17 protein-coding genes are annotated in these 19692 nt (G+C 67.8%); 9 read left to right on the top strand and 8 right to left on the bottom strand.

The genetic code is table 11. The features are described from left to right. Positions 1-12 precede the first annotated feature (12 nt). Positions 13-1731 (bottom strand): ABC transporter permease, encoded by a 1719-nt coding sequence (locus ACYQ6W_RS06965; RefSeq protein WP_459674399.1) that lies wholly within the window; start codon positions 1729-1731, stop codon positions 13-15. Positions 1732-1915: 184 nt separating this feature from the next. Between ACYQ6W_RS06965 and ACYQ6W_RS06970 the strand changes: the two genes are divergently transcribed. Continuing rightward, positions 1916-3334, top strand: coding sequence for a DUF2142 domain-containing protein (locus ACYQ6W_RS06970; RefSeq protein WP_459674400.1), 1419 nt, complete (start codon positions 1916-1918; stop codon positions 3332-3334). A gap of 47 nt (positions 3335-3381) precedes the next feature. Here the strand turns inward: ACYQ6W_RS06970 and dut are convergent, their stop codons facing one another. Genes dut through ACYQ6W_RS06985 form a run of 3 tightly spaced genes read right to left on the bottom strand, consistent with a single transcriptional unit; the run spans position 3382 to position 5825 of the window. Beyond that, the gene (gene dut, locus ACYQ6W_RS06975; protein WP_459674402.1) at positions 3382-3831 is read right to left on the bottom strand and encodes a dUTP diphosphatase; all 450 of its coding nucleotides are present in this window, start codon (positions 3829-3831) and stop codon (positions 3382-3384) included. 3 nt (positions 3832-3834) lie between these two features. Then, on the bottom strand, positions 3835-5055 hold the full coding sequence (coaBC, locus tag ACYQ6W_RS06980; protein WP_459674403.1) for a bifunctional phosphopantothenoylcysteine decarboxylase/phosphopantothenate--cysteine ligase CoaBC: 1221 nt from the start codon (positions 5053-5055) through the stop codon (positions 3835-3837). Between the two features lie 2 nt (positions 5056-5057). Next, complete coding sequence (locus tag ACYQ6W_RS06985; protein WP_459674404.1) at positions 5058-5825, bottom strand: class I SAM-dependent methyltransferase; 768 nt, start codon at positions 5823-5825, stop codon at positions 5058-5060. A 29-nt stretch (positions 5826-5854) separates the two neighbouring features. Here ACYQ6W_RS06985 and mutM point away from each other — a divergent pair, with 29 nt between their 5' ends. From mutM to gyrB, 6 genes are all read left to right on the top strand, one after another. Then, positions 5855-6700: a bifunctional DNA-formamidopyrimidine glycosylase/DNA-(apurinic or apyrimidinic site) lyase gene (gene mutM / locus ACYQ6W_RS06990; RefSeq protein ID WP_459674405.1), complete on the top strand. Its 846-nt coding sequence runs from the start codon at positions 5855-5857 to the stop codon at positions 6698-6700. Between the two features lie 187 nt (positions 6701-6887). Continuing rightward, positions 6888-7154: a 30S ribosomal protein S20 gene (gene rpsT, locus ACYQ6W_RS06995; RefSeq protein ID WP_459674406.1), complete on the top strand. Its 267-nt coding sequence runs from the start codon at positions 6888-6890 to the stop codon at positions 7152-7154. 460 nt (positions 7155-7614) lie between these two features. Beyond that, positions 7615-9036 (top strand): chromosomal replication initiator protein DnaA, encoded by a 1422-nt coding sequence (dnaA, locus tag ACYQ6W_RS07000; protein ID WP_459674407.1) that lies wholly within the window; start codon positions 7615-7617, stop codon positions 9034-9036. A gap of 121 nt (positions 9037-9157) precedes the next feature. After that, a complete protein-coding gene (dnaN, locus tag ACYQ6W_RS07005; protein ID WP_459674408.1) occupies positions 9158-10285 on the top strand; it encodes a DNA polymerase III subunit beta in 1128 nt (375 codons plus the stop codon). Then, complete coding sequence (gene recF / locus ACYQ6W_RS07010) at positions 10278-11471, top strand: DNA replication/repair protein RecF (protein WP_459674409.1); 1194 nt, start codon at positions 10278-10280, stop codon at positions 11469-11471. The genes dnaN and recF overlap by 8 nt, the downstream gene beginning before the upstream one ends. 37 nt (positions 11472-11508) lie before the next feature. Further along, a complete protein-coding gene (gene gyrB, locus ACYQ6W_RS07015; protein WP_459674410.1) occupies positions 11509-13962 on the top strand; it encodes a DNA topoisomerase (ATP-hydrolyzing) subunit B in 2454 nt (817 codons plus the stop codon). 19 nt (positions 13963-13981) lie between these two features. On the opposite strand, the gene ACYQ6W_RS07020 is transcribed toward gyrB, so the two are convergent. The 4 genes from ACYQ6W_RS07020 to ACYQ6W_RS07035 form a co-directional block, all read right to left on the bottom strand. Continuing rightward, positions 13982-14608, bottom strand: coding sequence for a DapH/DapD/GlmU-related protein (locus tag ACYQ6W_RS07020; protein ID WP_459674411.1), 627 nt, complete (start codon positions 14606-14608; stop codon positions 13982-13984). 158 nt (positions 14609-14766) lie between these two features. After that, a complete protein-coding gene (locus ACYQ6W_RS07025) occupies positions 14767-15135 on the bottom strand; it encodes a response regulator (protein WP_459674412.1) in 369 nt (122 codons plus the stop codon). Positions 15136-15226: 91 nt separating this feature from the next. Beyond that, the gene (locus ACYQ6W_RS07030) at positions 15227-16732 is read right to left on the bottom strand and encodes a PAS domain S-box protein (RefSeq protein WP_459674413.1); all 1506 of its coding nucleotides are present in this window, start codon (positions 16730-16732) and stop codon (positions 15227-15229) included. Further along, positions 16719-17375: a response regulator transcription factor gene (locus tag ACYQ6W_RS07035; protein WP_459674414.1), complete on the bottom strand. Its 657-nt coding sequence runs from the start codon at positions 17373-17375 to the stop codon at positions 16719-16721. Before ACYQ6W_RS07035 ends, ACYQ6W_RS07030 begins: the two co-directional genes overlap by 14 nt. 207 nt (positions 17376-17582) lie before the next feature. On the opposite strand from ACYQ6W_RS07035, the gene ACYQ6W_RS07040 reads away from it, so the two are divergent. After that, entirely contained in the window at positions 17583-18305 is a 723-nt protein-coding gene (locus ACYQ6W_RS07040) for a helix-turn-helix domain-containing protein (RefSeq protein WP_459674415.1), read from the top strand. Positions 18306-18429: 124 nt separating this feature from the next. Beyond that, positions 18430-19605, top strand: coding sequence for a chromate efflux transporter (chrA, locus tag ACYQ6W_RS07045; RefSeq protein WP_459674416.1), 1176 nt, complete (start codon positions 18430-18432; stop codon positions 19603-19605). Positions 19606-19692: the final 87 nt, after the last annotated feature.

A 19692-nucleotide genomic window follows, 5' to 3' on the forward strand; every position in this document is an offset into this window, starting at 1 on the left:
TTCTCCAGCCGGTCAGAAGGTCAGGCGGCGGACGGCATAGGCGTGCAGCGGGCGCCACAGCACCCGGTTGATGACGAGGACGAAGCCCGTCATCACGACGACCCCGAGGACGATGCCGGCGGAGTTACCCGCCGTCGTCTGGTCGGCGATGTAGGAGCCGAGGCCGGTGGCGCGCAGCGTGGTGTGGCCCCAGGACGCGACTTCCGCGACGATGGAACTATTCCAGGCCGCCCCCGAAGCGGTGAGCGCCCCGGTCACGTAATAGGGGAAGATGCCGGGCAGGATGACCCGCCGCCACCACAGCCAGCCACGGATGCCGAGATTAGCCGAGGCCTCCTTGAGATCGCCCGGAAAGGCGGATGCGCCGGCAACCACGTTGAACAGCACGTACCATTGCGTGCCGACGATCATCAGCGGCGTCAGCCAGATGTTCGGATTGAGGTCGAAGCGCACCAGCGCGATGACGACGATCGGAAACAGCAGGTTGGCGGGGAAGGCCGCGAGGAACTGCGCCACCGGCTGGATCAGCCGCGCCCAGCGTGGCCGCAGCCCGATCCACACGCCGATCGGCACCCAAACCAAGGTCACGATCACCATGGCCGCCGCCACCCGCACCAGCGTGTAGACGCCGAGCAGCACGACGTGGGCGAAAGCGCCCAGCGTGATGAAGGACGAGACGAAGGTGATGATGTGCCAAACGGCGAAGAGAATGAGCAGCAGGATGAAGCCGAACCAGAGCGCGTCCACGACGCGGGAGGGCTCGTCGCGCTTCGCCATGGGCCGTGGAATCGGGAGTCGCATCCGCCAGCCGCCGATCGCATTGGCGATATCGCCGATCGCCTCGCCCGCAAGCTGCAACAGCCGGGTGCGGCGGAGCACGCTGAGCACCCAGGGGTCAGGCGCCTCGCCACCGCTCGTCATCTCGAAGCGGAATTTCGAAGACCAGGCGACCAGCGGGCGGAACAGCAGCTGATCGTAGATCAGGATCACGACGAGCATTGCGACGATGGCGGCGATGACGGCGCCCAGATTGCTCTGGGACAGAGCGACCGAGACATAGGAACCGATGCCCGGCAGCAGGAAGGTGGTGTTGCCGACCGTCACCGCTTCCGAGGCGACGACGAAGAACCAGCCACCCGACATGGACAGCATGGTGTTGAAGACGAGGCCCGGCATCGCGAAGGGCACTTCCAACCGCCAGAAACGCTGCCACACGGTCAGCTGGAAGGAGCGGGCCGCCTCGTCCAGGTCGCGCGGCACCGTCGTCAGCGACTGGTAGAAGCTGAAGGCCATGTTCCAGGCCTGGCTCGTGAAGATCGCGAAGACCGCGGCGAGTTCCGCGCCCAGCACCCGCCCCGGAAAGAGGTTGAGGAAGAAGAGGACGGTGAAGGACAGGAAGCCCAGAATCGGCACCGACTGCAGGATGTCGAGCGCCGGGATGAGAATGAGGCCGAGCCGGCGGCTCTTGGCGGCGAGCGGCGCCACCACGAGGGTGAAGAGGATGGAGAAGAACAGCGCCGCAAACATGCGCAGCGTGGTGCGCAGCGCATAATATGGCAGGTAGCTGAGATCGAGATGGATCGTCGTCGCGGCCGGCAGCGGCGCGAGCGTGCTGTTCGCCGCACGCGCCACCAGAATCAGCAGCGCGAGCACGCAGAGGATGGCAGCCAGATCCCACAGGTTGGGCATGCGGCGGCCGCTCACGAAGGCCGGCAAGGCCGATGATGTCATGGTCGGCGCCTCAGGCTGCTGATGGATGGGAAAGCCGCGGAAAGCGGCCGTTCGGGCCGTCTAGACCACAGCCGGGGTGCGTGTCACCAGTCTTGCGATGATGAACGGATGACAGAGCCGGCCGCCGCCGGTATCGGCGGCTGAAGCTGCGCGTCGCCGCGTGAGGCAGAAGAAGGAAGCGGGAATGGAGTTGGGTACGCGGCAGGGGGCGATCGCCTCTTTTCTACTGCTCGTCCTGCCGCTCGTCGTCTACTGCGCGCTGCGCGTGCCCCTCGGCCAGGTGCCTGACGAACCGACGCATGTCGCGCGCATCGACAGCGTGCTGCACGGGCAGATCCTCGGCCATCGGGTGCCGCGCACCAATCCGGACACCGGGGCGACGGATGCCGGCGTGATCGGCAACATCGGCCTTGCCATCGCCGCCACCATGGGCAATGGCGCGGCGGCCCCGCTGCCGACATCGGCGACGGCCGCCGCCAGGCTCGCCTGGGCCGAGGCCATCCCTTGGGCACCGGCGCCGCAATTCATCAGCGCCGTGAATACCGCGGCCTATGCGCCCATCGCCTATCTGCCTGCGGCAGGCGCCCTCGGCCTCGCCATCCTCTGCGGCGCGCGGCCGCATGCCGCCGCAATTGCTGCCCGCTTCGGCAACGTCCTCGGCTTCGCACTGCTCGGCCTCGCGGCCCTCGCGCTCACCGCACGCGGCGCCTTGCTCCTGCTCATGGTCCTCGGTCTGCCGATGACCGTCTGGCTCGCCGGCTCCTGCAGCCAGGACGGAGTCTTGATCGCGCTCTCGGTGCTGGCGCTCGCCCTTCTCTCTCGGCCCAGCCGCATGTCCTATGGCGGCGGCATCCTGCTGCTCGCGATCCTCGCCTTGCAGAAGCCGCCCTTCGTTGCCCTGATGCTGCTGGCTTTCGCCGCGCCCGGCGCCCCCGGGACGGGTCTCGCGCGGCGGGTGATGGCGACCCTCCTCATCTCACTGCCGGCGCTCCTCTGGTCCGCGCTCGTCATGCAGCGCGTCTCGGTTCCGCTGCTGCCCGGCGGCCCCTACCATCCCGGGCCGCTCTGGCCCGGCGACCCAACTCTCCTGTTCCGCTCGGCCATCGCCTCGGCGCAGCTGAAGGTCGTGATGCATCATCCTCTGACCGCCGCGCTGCTGCCGCTGACCGGCGGCGCGCACGGCTTCCCGTCCCTCTGGGTGCAGATGATCGGCGTGCTCGGTCCCTTCACCCTGCCCCTGTCCGATACGCTCTACGCCCTCTTTACCCTCGCTTTGCTCTCCGCCGGCGCGGCGCTGCTTGCCGAGACCGCGCCTGCTCCCGGCCGCGGCCGGGCGCTGCTCGTGCTCGTCGCGGCACTCGGCGCCGCCGAGCTGATCTTCTTCGTCGAATATCTGACCTGGACGCCTGTCGGCATGGCGCGGATCGACGGCGTGCAGGGCCGCTACTTCGTCCCGCTCCTGCCCCTGCTCCTGCTGCTGATCCCGCAGCTCCGCGCCGCCCGGCGCGTGCCGACCGCGCTCTGGTGGATCACCCCGATCCTCGCGCTGCTCGCGAGCGACCTGGCGCTACCCGCGCTGATCATGCGCCACTATTACGCCTGAGGTGTTCTTGAGGTGTCGGTGGGGGGAACGCCCCCTCACGCCGCGGGTCAGACGCCCGTCGAGCCGAAGCCGCCCGCGCCCCGCGCCGTCTCGTCCAGGCTCTCGACCTCCGCCCAGCGGATGCGGGTGACGGGGGCGAGAACCCCTTGCGCGATGCGCATGCCGCGCTCCACCCGAAAAGGCTCCGCGCCGGCGTTCAGCAGGATGATCTTGATCTCGCCTCGATAATCTTCGTCCACCGTGCCCGGTGCATTGGCAACGAGAAGACCATGCTTGAGGGCGAGGCCCGAGCGCGGCCGCACCTGCAGTTCGTAGCCGGGTGGCAGCGCGACGGCGAGGCCCGTCGGCACCAGCGCGCGGCCGCAGGGTGCGATCTCCACCGCCGCATCGACGGCCGCGAGAAAATCGACGGCGGCGGCTCCCGCGCTGCCATAGGCCGGCAGCGGAAGATCCGCGCCATGCGGCAGGCGGAGCACGGCAACGCGGGCTTCTGTCACGGATCAGTCTCCGGCAAGTTCGGCGGCAATGCGGGCGGCGAGGCGATCCGCCACCGCCTCCTTCGGCAGGCGCGGCCAATCCTCGACCCCCGCCGCCGTGACGAGGTGGATCTCGTTCTCCGCGCCTCCCATGATGCCGGAGGCTTCGGACACGTCGTTGGCGACGAGCCAGTCACAGCCCTTGCGGGCGCGCTTGGCGATGGCATGGGCGACGACGTCGTTGGTCTCGGCCGCGAAGCCGATGACGAGGCGCGGCCGCCGCTCGGTGCGCTGCGCGATGGTCGCCAGGATGTCCGGATTGGCGACGAGGGCGAGGCTCGGCACCTCGGCGCCAGGCGCCTTCTTGAGCTTGATGCCGGCCGGCGCTGCGACGCGCCAGTCGGCCACCGCCGCGGCGAAAACCGCGATGTCAGCCGGCAAGGCCGCCTCGCAGGCGGCCAGCATCTGCTCCGCCGTCTCGACCCGCACCATCGTGACGCCGCCAGGATCAGGGAGCGTCACCGGACCGGAGACCAGGGTGACCCGGGCGCCAAGCGCCGCCAGGGCGGCCGCGATTGCATGGCCCTGCCGGCCGGAGCTGCGGTTCGCGATATAACGTACGGGGTCGATCGGCTCGTGCGTCGGCCCACTGGTGACGAGGGCGTGCCGCCCGGCCAGGGGCTGGGCGCGCGGCGCCAGCATGGAGCGGATCGCTTCGAGGATCACCGGCGGCTCGGCCAGGCGCCCGGGGCCGAACTCACCGCAGGCCATCGGTCCCTCCTCTGGCTCCACCACGGAGACACCACGCGCCTTGAGGGTGGCGAGATTGGCGACCGTCGCCGCATGCGTCCACATTCGCACGTTCATCGCCGGGGCGACGAGCACGGGCTTGTCCGTCGCGAGCAAGAGGGTGGTTGCGAGATCGCTCGCCAGCCCCGCCGCCATCCGCGCCAGGATATCGGCCGAGGCCGGGACCACGACGAGAAGATCAGCGGCGCGGGACAGCTGGATATGCCCCATCTCGCTCTCGTCGGTCAGCGAGAAGAGGTCAGTATAGACCTTCTCCTCAGTGAGCGCCTGAACGGAAAGCGGTGTCACGAACTGCGCGCCGGCCTCGGTCACCACCGCCCGGACGCGCGCGCCCTCCCGCCGCAGCAGCCGGATGAGTTCCAGCGCCTTGTAGGCCGCGATGCCGCCCGGGATGATCAGGAGGAGGCTGCGGCCCGCGAGGCCGGGGCCGCCCATGGTCACAGCTTCCAGCCCGTGTGGATGGCGGCGATGCCGCCGGAGAGATTGCGCACCCGCACCCGCTCGAAGCCCGCGTCGCGCATCATCTGCGCCAGGGTCTCCTGATCCGGGAACATGCGGATGCTCTCGGCGAGATACTGATAGCTGTCGGAGTCCTTGGCGAAGAGCTGGCCGAGGCGCGGCAACACCTTGAAGGACCATGCATCATAGAGCGGAATGAGCGCCGCGATCTCGAGACGCGAAAATTCCAGGCAGCAGAACCGGCCGCCTGGCCGCAGCACCCGCCGCGCCTCGCGCAGCACGGCGTCCTTGTCCGTGCAATTGCGCAGGCCGAAGGCCATGGAGACGACGTCCATGCTGCCGGACGGGACGGGCAGCTTCTCGGCATCCGCAACAAGAAAAGTGAGTTGCTCGAGATAGCCGCGGTCGGTCGCACGGTCTCGGCCCACCTCCAGCATCGCCGGATTGATATCGGAGAGGATGGCGGGGCCGCCCTTCTTGGCGAGCCAGCCGAAGCTGATGTCCCCGGTGCCGCCGGCAAGATCGAGCAGCAGCCGCTCGGGCCGCGGGTCGAGCACGGTCGTGAAGATCTGCTTCCAGGCGCGGTGGATGCCGAGCGACATGAGGTCGTTCATCAGATCGTAGCGGGGTGCCACGCTCTCGAACACGCCGCGCACGAGAGACTTCTTCTCCTCCCGCGGCACGGTGCGGAAACCGAAATCGGTCTCGTCGGGGGCAATCTGATCTGGCATGGCTTTGTCCGTCATCGCGCTTCCCCTATACGCTCGCGGACGCCATGCCGGAACTCCCCGAAGTCGAAACCGTGATGCGAGGGCTCGCTGCCCGGCTCGAAGGCCGGGTGATCGCCCGCGCTGCCCTTGCGCGAGGCGACCTGCGGCGCCTCATCCCGCCCGGCTTCGCCGCCGCGCTGACGGGCGCCCGCGTCCTCGGCTTCCGCCGCCGCGGCAAATATATCCTCATGCGCCTGTCGACGGGCCAAAGCGTGCTCATCCACCTCGGCATGTCGGGCCGCATGGCGCTGCACGGCCCCTTCGATCCACCGCCCGACCCGGCGAAGCACGAGCATCTCGTGATGGTGACGGAGGATCACTGGCGCATCGGCTTCATCGACCCCCGGCGCTTCGGCCTGCTCGACCTGATGCCGACGACGGAGGAGGATCACCACCCCCTGCTCCGCGGCATGGGGCCGGAGCCGCTGGACGATGCCTTCGACGCCGCGGCTCTGTCGGCTGCCGTCGCAGGCAAGCAGACGCCGGTCAAGGCGGCGCTGCTCGACCAGCGGATCGTGGCGGGGCTCGGCAATATCTATGTGTCGGAAGCGCTGTTCCGCGCCGGCATCAGCCCGCGGCGCCTCGCCGGAACCCTGCCCGGGGCGCGGGCGGCCCGGCTGGTCCCCGCGATCAAGCAGACCCTGACCGAAGCCATCGCGGCCGGCGGCTCGAGCCTGCGGGACTACGTGCAGCCGGACGGCGAACTCGGCTATTTCCAGCATGCCTGGAAGGTCTATGGCCGGGCCGGAGAGACCTGCGAGCGCTGCCCCGGTCCGCCCGGCTGCCCCGGCATCCAGCGCATCGTCCAGAGCGGCCGTAGCACCTTCTTCTGCCCGCGGCACCAGCGCTGAGGCGCCTGTGGACGGTTTGGTTGATGAGACTCCCGCGCTCGGGCTTTGCCGAGCTTCGCGCAAGGCAGAACCGCCCTGCGCGCCTTCCGTTCCGCTTGACTCACCCCGCCCCCGAATTTAGAGAAGCCCCCTCAATCGGGGCGGCGTGCCGCCGCGCCTTTTTCACGTTTTTGGATGTCGATCGAACATGGCCAACACCGCCTCTGCCCGTAAGCGTATCCGCCAGACGGCAAAGCGCACCGCTCTCAACGTCGCCCGCCGCACCCGTATGCGTAACGTGATCAAGTCCGTCGAGACGGCGATCGCGAGCGGTGACAAGGCAGCGGCGCAGGCGGCTCTGCAGGCGGCGCAGCCGCTGCTGCAGCGTTCGGCGAACAAGGGCACCGCCCACCAGAACACCATCTCCCGCAAGATTTCCCGCCTCTCGGGGCGCATCAAGGGTCTTGCCGCCTAGTCTCGACTGTACCTAAGATGGGGCTCGGGTTCGCCCAGAGCCCCATCGATGAGACGATGACACCCGGTTGCAACAATCGTTAAGAGTCAGTTCAAAATTGATCTGACGCTTTTCAAGTATTGTTTCCCGCAACAAAAATAAGTCGACGCCGACGTGGCAGTTGGCTTTCCGGGGTTTTCAGAAAAACCCAAATGCTTCAAAATATTCGTGTGCAGCCGCTGATCAAATCGCGCGAGTTCTATTTTACTTCCATTTGATTCTGGTTGCCTCCGCTGCCGTCGTGACCTAACGTGTCTGTCATGATCGTCATGCGGGGTGAAGTGATGGGAAACCCCGAAATCGGGACATTTTTGTCACGGACCGGCGCTTTGGCCGGTGTCCTTCGTGCGTTTAGCGGGTCTGCCACGCCATGGAGCTTCATTTGAGAGCCGCAGCCGAGATGAGGTCGGAAGGAAGTGAGATGGCCCCGTCGGCGGAACTTGCAGCAGAATGGAGCCGGGTGCGCAGCCGCCTGCAGCATGAAGTGGGCGAAGTCGAATACCGGACCTGGCTGCGTCAGCTCGCCCTCGGTGGTGCCGACGGCGACGAGGTGACGGTTCTGCTGCCCACCCGCTTCCTGCGGGATTGGGTGCGGAGCCACTACGGCGACCGAATCAATGCTCTGTGGCAGGCCGAGAACCAGCGCGTGCGCCGGGTGGACATCCGCGTCGGTGCGGCGCCGCAGCCCCTCGCCCCGTCCCTCACCACCCCGCCCGTGGGCGCCGAGCCTGCGACGACGGCCATGCCGGCGGAGGCCGCAGGTGCGCTCAGCGATGGGCTGGACGACAGGGCCGACGGCCGCGGCGACGGGATCGTGCTCGATCCCCGCTATACCTTCGACACCTTCGTGGTCGGCAAGCCGAACGAATTCGCCTATGCCTGCGCGAGCCGCGTGGCCGACAAGCCCTCTTCCCCCGGCTTCAACCCGCTCTTCCTGTATGGCGGGGTCGGGCTCGGCAAGACGCATCTGATGCACGCCATCGCCTGGAAGCTGCAGACCGGCCGCCGCCCCGGGGCGCCGGCCGCGACGGTCGCCTATATGTCGGCCGAAAAATTCATGTACAAATTCATCGCGGCCATCCGCAACCAGTCGACCATCGAGTTCAAGGACAACCTTCGCTCGGTCGACGTGCTGATGATCGACGACCTGCAGTTCCTCATCGGCAAGGACAATACGCAGGAAGAATTCTTCCACACATTCAACGCCCTGGTGGATGCCGGCAAGCAGATCGTGGTCTCGGCCGACAAATCCCCCTCGGATCTGTCGGGCCTCGAAGACCGGCTGCGCACCCGTCTCGGCTGCGGCATGGTGGCGGATCTGCATGCCACGACCTTCGAGCTGCGCATCTCCATCCTGGAGGCGAAGGCCGCCAAGGCCAGCGTCTCGGTGCCGCCGAAGGTGCTGGAATTCCTCGCCCACAAGATCACCAGCAATATCCGGGAGCTGGAAGGCGCATTGAACCGTCTCGTGGCGCATTCGGCGCTCTTCCAGCGTCCGATCACCCTGGAGACGACGCAGGAAGTGCTGCACGACATCCTGCGTGCCCATGACCGCCGCGTCACCATCGAAGAGATTCAGCGCAAGGTCGCGGAACACTACAACATCCGCCTGACCGACATGGCCTCGGCCCGCCGCGCCCGCAACGTCGCCCGCCCGCGCCAGGTCGCCATGTTCCTGGCCAAGCAGCTCACCAGCCGGTCCCTGCCGGAAATCGGCCGGAAGTTCGGCAATCGCGACCACACGACGGTGATGCACGCGGTCTCGCGCGTGGCCAGCCTGATGGACAGCGACTCCGCCTTTTCCGAGGATGTGGAGCTACTGCGCCGCATGCTGGAATCCTGACGGGCGGCCCGCGCCGCCCTCCTCGTTCGGACCCCGCGGACTGATCCAGGGCCTCCCGTTTGCGGGGCGCCGCATGGCTGCTATTGTGCCCGCCCTTTGACGGCTTTCCCGAGGTTGGACCATGAAATTCAAGGCCGAGCGCGCCGTTCTGCTGAAGGCCCTCGCCCACGTCCAGAGCGTGGTCGAGAAGCGCAACACCATTCCCATCCTGGCCAACCTCATGATGACGGTGGCGGACGGCACCTTGACGCTGACCGCGACGGACATGGAGATCGCGATCGTCGAGCAGGTGGCCGCCACCACGCTGCAGGACGGCGCGGCCACCGCCCCGGCCGCGACGCTCTATGAGATCGTCCGCAAGCTGCCGGAAAGCGCCGAGGTCGAGCTTGATCATCCCGGCGGCGATGCGCCGCTCGCGCTGCGGGCCGGCCGCTACGTCACCAGCATCATGGTGCTGCCGGTGGATGATTTCCCCTCGATGACGGCGGGTACGCTGCCCCATGCCTTCAAGCTGCAGGCGCAGCTGCTGCGCGGCATGATCGACCGCACCCGCTTCGCCATCAGCACCGAAGAGACGCGCTACTATCTCAACGGCATCTACCTGCACACAGCGCCCGGCACGGACGGCACCAAGATGCTGCGCGCCGTCGCGACCGATGGCCACCGCCTCGCCCGCGTCGAAGAGCCGCTGCCCGCCGGCGCCGAGGAGATCCCGGGCGTCATCATCCCCCGCAAGACCGTGCTCGAAGCCCGCAAGCTGCTGGACGAGGCGCAGGACGAGGTGGAGATCGCGCTGTCCGAGACGCGCATTCAGTTCACGCTCGGCACGGTGCGGCTGACCAGCAAGCTGATCGACGGCACCTTCCCGGAATACGAGCGCGTCATCCCGCGCAACAACGATCGCGTGCTGCGCGTCGACAAGAAGGATTTCGCCGAGGCCGTGGCCCGCGTTTCTGCGATCTCGACCGAACGCTCCCGCCCCGTGAAGCTCGCCCTCGACACCGACCGGCTGACGCTTTCGGCGGCCAGCCCCGACCAGGGCTCGGCAACCGAAGAGCTGGATGGCGGCCGCGTCTCCTATGCCGCGGCGCCCCTCGAAATCGGCTTCCAGGCGCGTTACCTCAACGACATCACCGATCAGATCGGCGGCGAGGTGGAATTCCTCTTCGCCGACGGCTCGGCGCCGACCATCGTCCGCGATGCGGGAGACGAGACGGCGCTCTACGTCTTGATGCCGATGCGTGTCTGATCCGTCTCTCAGCCTGGCGGCCACACCCTTCCACCTCGCACGTCTCGATCTCACGGAGTTCCGCAGCTACGCGGCTTTGCAGTGGCGGCCCGGCGCGCGCATCAGCGTGATCACCGGGCCGAACGGCTCGGGCAAGACCAACCTGCTGGAGGCGATGTCCCTGCTCGGGCCGGGGCGCGGCCTGCGCCAGGCGCGGGCGGCGGAATTCGCGCGCCTGAGGCCCGGCGGCGAGCGCAGTTGGGCCCTCGCCGGACGGGTGCAGACCGCCGATCACCTCGAACCGATGACCATCGGCACCGGCAGCGGGGCGGAGGGCAGCGAGCGCCGCATCGTGCGTATCGATGGCGCGGCGGCGAGCCAGACCGAACTCGCCGGCCACGTCGCCATCAGCTGGATCACCCCGCAGATGGAGCGGCTGTTCGGCGAAAGCGCGAGCGGCCGCCGGCGCTTTCTCGACCGGCTGGTCTGGGCGCTGGACCCGGGCCATGCCCGCGAAGTCGCAGCACACGACGCCGCCATGGCGCGGCGCAACCGGCTGCTGGCCGAAGGACGTGGCGACCACGCCTGGCTTGCCGGGCTCGAAGACGGCATGGCGCGCCACGCCGTTGCCGCCACCGCCGCCCGCCGCGCGCTCGTCAGCCGCCTCAACACGCTGCTCGCCGCAGGCGCGGTCTCCCCCTTCCCCGCCGCGCGCCTGACGCTGATCTGCCCGATCGGGGACCGGCTGGCCGAGCAGCCGGCGCTCGCGGTCGAAGATTGGCTGCGCGGGGCGCTGGCGCTCTCGCGCACACAGGATGCGGCCTCCGGCAGTTCCTCCTTCGGCGCGCATCGCGCGGATTTCGGTCTCGCGGATCTCGACACCGGCCGCGCCGCCGCGCTTGCCTCCACCGGGCAGCAAAAGGCGCTCCTCCTCGGCCTCGTCCTCGGCCATGCGCTGACGATCGCCGAAGTGCGGGGTTTTGCGCCCTGGCTGCTGCTGGACGAACCGCTCGTTCATCTCGACGACATCCGCCGCCGCGCCCTGCTCACCGCCCTCCGGCGTCTGCCTGGCCAGGCCTTCCTCACCGGCACGGATGCGGAGCCGTTTTCCGACCTTGCCGACGTCGCGGAGTTTCGCCTGTGCATGGCCGAAGGCCTTGTCCCGCATCCTGGTTTCGCTAGGCCAGAAGCCCAAGAATCGCTATAGTTCCGTCCATTCCCTGCATTCCGGAGTGATCCTCGGCATGTCCGATCCCGCCGCGCCTACGCCTGACCAGAATCCCGAGAGTCACGCCTACGATGCCGCCTCGATTTCCGTCCTCAAGGGTCTCGATGCGGTCCGCAAGCGCCCGGGGATGTATATCGGGGACACGGATGACGGCTCTGGCCTGCATCACATGGCCTTCGAGATCATCGACAATGCGGTGGACGAGGCGCAGGCCGGCTACGCCAGCAAGGTCGAGGTCACGCTCAACGGCGACGGATCGGTGACGGTCCGCGACGACGGGCGCGGCATTCCGACCGACATCCATCCCGAAGAGGGCATTTCGGCCGCAGAACTGGTGCTGACCAAGCTGCATGCCGGCGGCAAGTTCAACCAGAATTCCTACAAGGTTTCCGGCGGCCTGCATGGCGTAGGTGCTGCCGTTGTCAACGCACTCTCGGAATGGATGGAAGTGCGCATCTGGCGCGACGGGCGCGAACACATGATGCGCTTCCAGCATGGCGAGCCGGACGCACCGCTGCGCGAGGTCGGCGCATCGGACCGTCCCAAGGGCACCGAGATCAGCTTCAAGCCGAGTGCGGCGACCTTCACCCGCGTGGAGTTCGATTTCACCATCCTGGAACGCCGGCTACGGGAACTTGCCTTCCTCAATTCCGGCCTCGACGTCACGCTGCGGGACGAGCGGCATGCCCCCGCGGTGGAGCAGCGCTTCCACTACGAAGGCGGCCTCGTCGCTTTCGTGGAGTGGCTGGATCGCGCGCGCGCGCCCATCTTCACCCCGCCGGTCACCGGCAATATTGAGGACAAGGCATCCGGCATTCGCGTCGAGTTCGCACTCTCCTGGAACGACTCGTACCACGAGACGATGCTGTGCTTCACCAACAACATCCCGCAGCGCGACGGCGGGACGCATCTCTCCGGCTTCCGCCAGGCGCTGACCCGCATGGTCACGAAGTATTCCGAAGGCATGGGGAAGAAGGACAATCTGCAGCTCACCGGCGACGACATGCGCGAAGGTCTGACGGCGGTCCTCTCCGTCAAGGTGCCTGATCCGAAGTTCTCATCCCAGACGAAGGAAAAGCTCGTCAGCTCGGAAGTGACGCCCGTGGTGCAGGCGGTGGTGGCAGACGCCATCGGCCACTGGCTGGAGACGCATCCGAAGGAAGCGCGCGGCATCATCCAAAAGGTGATGGATGCGGCCAGCGCCCGCGAGGCGGCGCGCAAGGCGCGCGAACTCACCCGTCGCAAGGGCGTGCTGGACGTGTCGACCCTGCCCGGCAAGCTCGCCGACTGTCAGGAGCGGGATGCTTCCAAATGCGAGATCTTCATCGTCGAGGGCGATTCCGCCGGCGGCTCGGCGAAGCAGGGGCGTGACCGGAAGTTCCAGGCGATCCTGCCGCTCAAAGGCAAGATCCTGAACGTCGAACGCGCGCGCTTCGACCGCATGCTGTCCAGCGCCGAAATCGGCACGCTGATCACCGCGCTCGGAACCGGCATCGGCAATGGCGAGATCGACCAGGGCGGTTTCAACATCGATAAGTTGCGCTATCACCGCATCGTCATCATGACGGACGCGGACGTTGACGGCTCTCACATCCGCACGCTGCTCCTCACCTTCTTCTTCCGCCAGATGCCCGAGCTGATCCTGCGCGGCCATCTCTACATCGCGCAACCGCCGCTCTACCGCGCCAAGCGCGGCAACGACGAGCGCTACCTGAAGGACGACCGCGCGCTGGAAGACTTCCTGCTCGGCAAGGCGCTGGCCGAAGCCCGGCTGACCTATGCCGACGGCACCGCGCTCGAAGGCGATTCGCTGCAGGACGCCGTGGGTTTCCTGCGCGAGGCCTGGAACCGCGTCCGCCGCCTCACGCCGACGGCGCCGATGCACATCATTGAGCAGGCGGCGATCACCGGAACGCTGGCCGTCCCCAGCAACGACGAGGACGCCCTGGCCCAAGCCAAGACGCTGGCCGAACGCCTCAACGCGCTGCTGCTGGATGGCGAAGCCGGCTGGATCGGCACCGGCGACATGATGAGCGGCATCACCGTCGGCCGCCGCGTGCGTGGCGTGGGCGAGCGCTACACGCTGGATGCGGCGGCGCTGCGCAGCGCCGATGCCCGCTGGCTCACGGAGCGCCGCGCCCGCATCGCGGCGGAGTTCGCGAAAGCCGCCGTGCTCAAGCTCGACAATCGGGAGGAGAAGGCCGCTGGCCCCGCCGCCGCCTTCGAGGCGATCCTGGCCCATGGCCGCCGGGGCCTGACCATCCAGCGCTTCAAGGGTCTCGGCGAGATGAACCCCGATCAGCTGTGGAAGACGACGCTCGATCCCAAGCTGCGCACGCTGCTGCAGGTCAAGATCGGCGACGCCGAGGAGGCAGCGCAGGTGTTCTCGACGCTGATGGGTGACGTCGTGGAGCCGCGGCGTGACTTCATCGTCGGCAACGCGCTGAAGGTCGCCAATCTGGACATCTGATGCTGGGCCGAGGCCCCGCTCAGGCGGCGGCCTCGGCTTCGTATTTCGTCAGGAAATCGGCAGCCGGCAGATCCCGGAAATCCTGCAGCGCCTGGCGCAGCCGCGCATGCGGCCAGTCCCACCAGGCGAGCCGGTCCATCCGCGCACCGAGCGCCGGATCGAACCGCGGCTTGATCAGCCGGGCCGGCACGCCCCCCACTACGGTATAGGGCGCGACGTCCTTGGTGACGACAGCACCGGCAGCGACCACCGCGCCATTCCCGACGCTCACCCCCTGCACCACCGTGACGCCATGGCCGATCCAGGTGTCGTGACCGATCGTGACTCGGCGGGCGCGCCGGGCCGCGAAGAAGGCCTCCTCATGGGCGGCATCCGGCCAGTAATCCCCCGCGCGATAGGTGAAGTGGTGCTGGGAGGCGCGGCCGATCGGGTGGTTGGTGGCGTTCAGCCGCGTGCTGGCCGCGATGTTCGCGAATTTGCCGATCCGCGTGTTCCAGATCTGACAATTCTGCATCGTGTAGGAATAATCTCCGATCTCGGAGTCCTCGACGGTGCAACCGGCCTCGATCTCGGTATAGCGCCCGAGCACGGCGTTGATCACGCGCGCCGTTGGGTGGATGAGCGGCGTCTCGGAGAGCTTCGTCATCGCACGGTCCTACCTTGGAGGACCGGTGCGCCCGGCCCGCGGCGGCCAGAGCGCCGAGGCGCCCGCTGAGCCGCGGCACCTTGCTAGTGGATCAACGCATAAACATCTAGATGTCTACGCGTGACATCATGGTGACGTGGAACGCCCAGCGCCTGCGCTCAGCGGTGGCTTTCGACGAAGGCCACCAGTTCGTCCTCGCTCGGCGGCTTTTCCAGCACCTTGGTGATGCCAAGCTCGGCCGCCCGTTCCAGGATGGTCGGGCTGGGTGCGGCGGTCACCAGCATGATCGGGACGTCCTGCGCACCGCCCTTGAGCCGTTCGGCAAGCTCGAGCCCGGTCATCATCGGCATGTGCTGGTCGAGGATCATGCAGTTGGGCGCGAGCTGAGCCGTCGCCGCCAGATAATCGAGCGCAGAGCTGAAGGTCGCCACGCGGAAGCCGGCCAGTTCCAGCATGAAACGGTATGATTCAAGCACCGCCGCGTCGTCGTCCACCACGGCGACCTCGCCGGTCGTCTTTTGATCCATCACACCCTGACCGCTCCTGCCCTGGGCTTACGATGATACTGCCCCAGCGTCAGCCCCTGTCTACACGTGCGGGGAGATCGCCAGCCTTGATCTACATCAGATCGTCGGCTGGCGCTGCTGCGGCCGCGGGCAGGCTGAAGGCGAAGGTCGTTCCTTCGCCCGGTGCGCTGCGGACCGTCAACTGTCCGCCATGCGCATCGATGATGGTGCGGCAGATCGAGAGGCCGACCCCGAGACCGTCCGCCTTGGTGGTGACGAAGGGCTGGAAGAGCCGGGCCTGTACCGTCTCGCTCAGGCCTGGCCCGGTATCGGCGACTGTGACGCCGACGCGATCCCCCGTCCGCGTCGCCTGGACGGCGAGACGCTGCACGGGCTCGGCCTCCATCGCCTCCACGGCGTTGCGCATGAGATTGAGCAAGACCTGCTGAACCTGCACCCGGTCGATCATCACCCTCTGGGCCTCGGGTTCGATCCCGATTGTGAGGTTCACGCGGCGATTTCTCCCGGCGAGGACCAGGGCCGAGGTTTCCACCACTAGGTCTTCGAGATTCTCCACCGACCGGGGCCGATCGCCCTTCTTCACGAGATTGCGCAGGCTCTGAATGATTGCCCGCGCCCGGTCCGTCTGCTCCGTCACCCGCTCCAGGGCTTGCGGCAAGAGAGGATGGGAGTGCTCGTCCAGCAGGCGGCGCATGCCCCGCAGGTAGTTCGACACGGCCGTCAGAGGCTGGTTCACCTCATGCGCCAGGGCCGAAACCATCTGCCCCAGTTCGCTCAGCCGGGCGACGTGCATGAGTTCGGACTGAAGCTCCGCCAGCCGGCGATCCCGTTCCTCGCGCTCCGTCAGATCGCGGACGAAGCCGGTGAAGCGGCGCTCACCCGGAACCCGCGCCTCTCCGACCTGCAGGTCCATGGGGAAGGTGGTGCCATCCTTGCGCCGCCCGGCGACGACGCGGCCGATGCCGATGATGCGCCGCTCCCCCGTCTCCATATAGTGGTCCATGTAGCGCTCATGCGCCGCGGCATAGGGCTCCGGCATCAGAATCGCGACGTTCTGGTCCGCGACCTCCTCCGCCGTGTAGCCGAACATGCGCTCGGCCGCGTGACTGAAGAACTTGATCGCGCCGCGCCCGTCGATCACCACGAATCCGTCCGGATTGGTGTCGAGGATCGACCGCAGCAAGGCCTCGCGCTGCTGCAGATCCGCCGCGAGCTGCTGCGTCGCGCTGAGGTCGCGCACGATGTCGGAAATGCCGATGATCCGCCCCGCGGCATCGAGGATGGGCGAGAGCGTCAGAGACACCGGAATGATCCGCCCGTCCTTGGTGAGGCGCGTCGTTTCAAAATGGCGGAGATATTCGCCGCGCCCGACCCGGTCGAGGATCGACAGCTCCTCTCCACTTCGGTCGGGCGGGATGATGCGGCTGATCGACTGGCCGATGATCTCCGGCCCGCCGAAGCCGAAAAGCCGCTCCGCCGCCGCATTCCAATAGGTCACCCGGCCGGTGAGGTCCTTGCCAATCATCGCATCGTTGGACGAAGCGACGATGGCCGCCAGGAAGGCCTGCTCGCTGCCCGTGGCGTCAGGCTCCTGCATGGCCGTCTCCATCCCGGCTGCGCGCCGCCCCCTGATCTGCCGACCGCGCCGCCATCACGAGCCGGACGAGATCCGGCAGCGTGTCGACCCCAAGCTTCTGCAGGACGCGCGCCCTGTGGACGTCGATGGTACGCGGGCTGGTCCCGAGGATGCGCGCCATCTCCTTGTTGGAATGCCCTTCCGCCAGCAGCGCGAGCACGTCCGATTCGCGGGGCGTGAGGCTGCTGACGCGCTCGCGCGCCCGCTCCGACGCCTGATGCGCAGCGAGCGCCACCTGATTCTGGGCCAGGGCACGCCGCACCGCGCCCAGCAGATGATCATCGGCAAAGGGCTTTTCGAGGAAGTCGATGGCGCCCGCCTTCATGGCGCGAACCGCGGCCGGCACATCCGCGAACCCTGTCATCACGATGACCGGCAGCAGCACCCCCTGTTCCACCAGCCGGCTCTGCAATTCCAGACCATCCATGCCGGGCATCTGGAAATCAGTGAGCACGCAGCCCGCGGGGGAGAGTTGCGCAGACAGCAGATCTTGCGCCCTGCCGTAGGTCGCCGTCGTCAAACCCTCGGACCGCAACAGAAACTCCAGCGACAGGCGCACTCCCTCGTCGTCATCAACGACATGGACCGTCTGCGCCAGGTTCATTCGTCAATCCTCATCGACGGCATCAGGCACCGCAAGAGGGATGCCGCATGGATCATTCCGTAACGACGCGAGCGGAATGCGCCGCCCACCGCCCGTCACGATCGCAGCCGAAAATAGGTAATTCCGCGTACGCGGCCAAACGAATTTAGGCGCTCCCCGGCGCACGGCATTCTCCGCCCGGTCCCAGTCATTCGGAGACAAGCGCCCATGTTTGCGTCCTCGGCCTCTTCTCCCACCCGTCCGGCGACGGCGCGCCTCACCACCCTCGCCGCAATCGGCGCGATGATCGAGACGGCACAGCCGCGTCGCGATCTCTCCATGCTGGGTTCGGCCGGGAGTGCCGGCACCCTCGTCCACGTCGAGAAGGGCGCCGAAATCGTCGCCCAGGGCGATGCCGCGGACCATTGTTTCGAAGTCGTCGAAGGCTGTGTGCGCAGCGTGCAGCGGCTCGAAGATGGGCGCCGGCACGTCGGCGAATTCCTCCTGCCGGGGGACATCTTCGGCCTGGAAGCGGTCGGTGAGCACGAGCTTGCCGCGGAAGCGGTGACCTGCTGCACTATCCGCCGCCTGCGGCTCACCACCGTCGAGCTGCTCGCCGAGGAAGATGCGGGCTTCGCCCTTCGTCTCCGGCGCCATCTTACCCGCCAGGCCAAGTCCATGCGGCGGCGGCTTCTGCTGCTCGGGCGGATGACGGCGGCCGAACGGGTCGCGGCATTCCTGCTGGAAATGAGCGAGCGGCTGCAGGACACGCCCCTCGGCACCGTGGATCTGCCGATGAACCGCGGCGACATGGCCGACTATCTCGGGCTCACCATCGAAACCGTGTCCCGCTGCCTATCCGACCTCAAGCGCGGTGGAATCATTGCGGTGAAGGGCGCGCAGATCACCATCCGCAACCGGCACCGGCTCGGCCTGGAGACGCTGCATTAGACCGGCAGCGCGGAGTCTGGCGCCGCCGGCCATGAAAACGTCTCTGGCGCACTGCCGCCAAACGCGGCAAGGCGGATGGATGGATCACGGGTAGCCACGGCTGCCACAGCCATCGGGACCATGGATGCAAGCCGGCCGCTTACGCGACATCTTCCTCGCCTTTCTCTGGCTGGGGCTCACCTCCTTCGGCGGCCCCACCGCCCATATCGGCTATTTCCGCCAGGAATTCGTCGTCCGGCGTCGCTGGATCGAGGAAACGGCCTTCGCGGATCTCCTGTCCCTCTGCCATTTCCTGCCGGGCCCGGCCTCGAGCCAGCTCGGCTTCGCCATCGGGCTGCAGCGGCGCGGCGGCCTCACCGGCGGGCTTGCGGCCTGGGCCGGCTTCACTCTGCCCTCCGCCCTCCTCCTTTTTCTGGGCGCACTGCTCGCCGGCGTCCTCGATGGGCCGCGGGCCGAGGCGCTGCTCCATGGTCTACAGCTCGTGGCCCTTGCCGTCGTCGCCCAGGCCGTCTGGGGCATGACACGCGCCCTCACCCCCGACCGGCCGCGCGCGGCCATCGGCCTCGCGAGCTTCTGCCTGCTGCTCCTCCTGCCCTCCAGCGTGACGCAGCTCGGCGTCATCGCCGGCGGCGCACTGGCCGGCCTATGGCTGTGCCGCGGCTTGGCCGCGCCGGTGACGGGTGAGGTCTATTCGCCCCTCTCCCGCGGGGTCGCCGGCGTCGCGCTCCTGCTCTTCCTGCTGCTCTTCCTGGTCCCGGCAAGCCTGCCCGGCCCCTTCGCCGCCTTCTACCGCGCCGGCGCCTTCGTCTTCGGCGGCGGCCATGTCGTGCTGCCCTTGTTGCAGACCCGGCTGGTGACGCCGGGCCTGATCGGCGAGCCCGCCTTCCTCGCCGGCTACGGCTTGGCCCAGGCGGTACCCGGTCCCCTCTTCACCATCGCCGCCTATCTCGGCGCCGCCACGGCGCAAGCGGCGCATCAGGCCCTGCCGGCCCAGCTCGTCTCGGCCGCCTGCGCCCTCGCCGCGATCTTCCTGCCCGGGATGCTGCTGCTCGTGGGCGTCCTGCCCTTCTGGGATGGGCTGCGGCGCCGCCCAGTGGCGCAAGCCGCGATGCGCGGCGCCAATGCAGCCGTGCTCGGCCTGCTCGGCGCTGCCCTGTACACGCCGATCTGGACGAGCGCGGTGCACGCACCAGCCGACGTCGCCGTCGCCGCGCTGGGCTTTCTGCTGCTGACGCTATGGCAGGCGCCTCCCTGGAGCATCGTGCTGCTCCTCGCCCTGCTCGGCACGCTCGGCCTCTGAGCCTTGGCCACGCGTTATGCTTTGCGAAACCTTGTCGCCGTAAAAGCGACGAGAATTTCCTCTCGCGCCGGGACGGGCCCTTCCGAG

This window comes from Acidisoma sp. 7E03 (genome assembly GCF_054665075.1).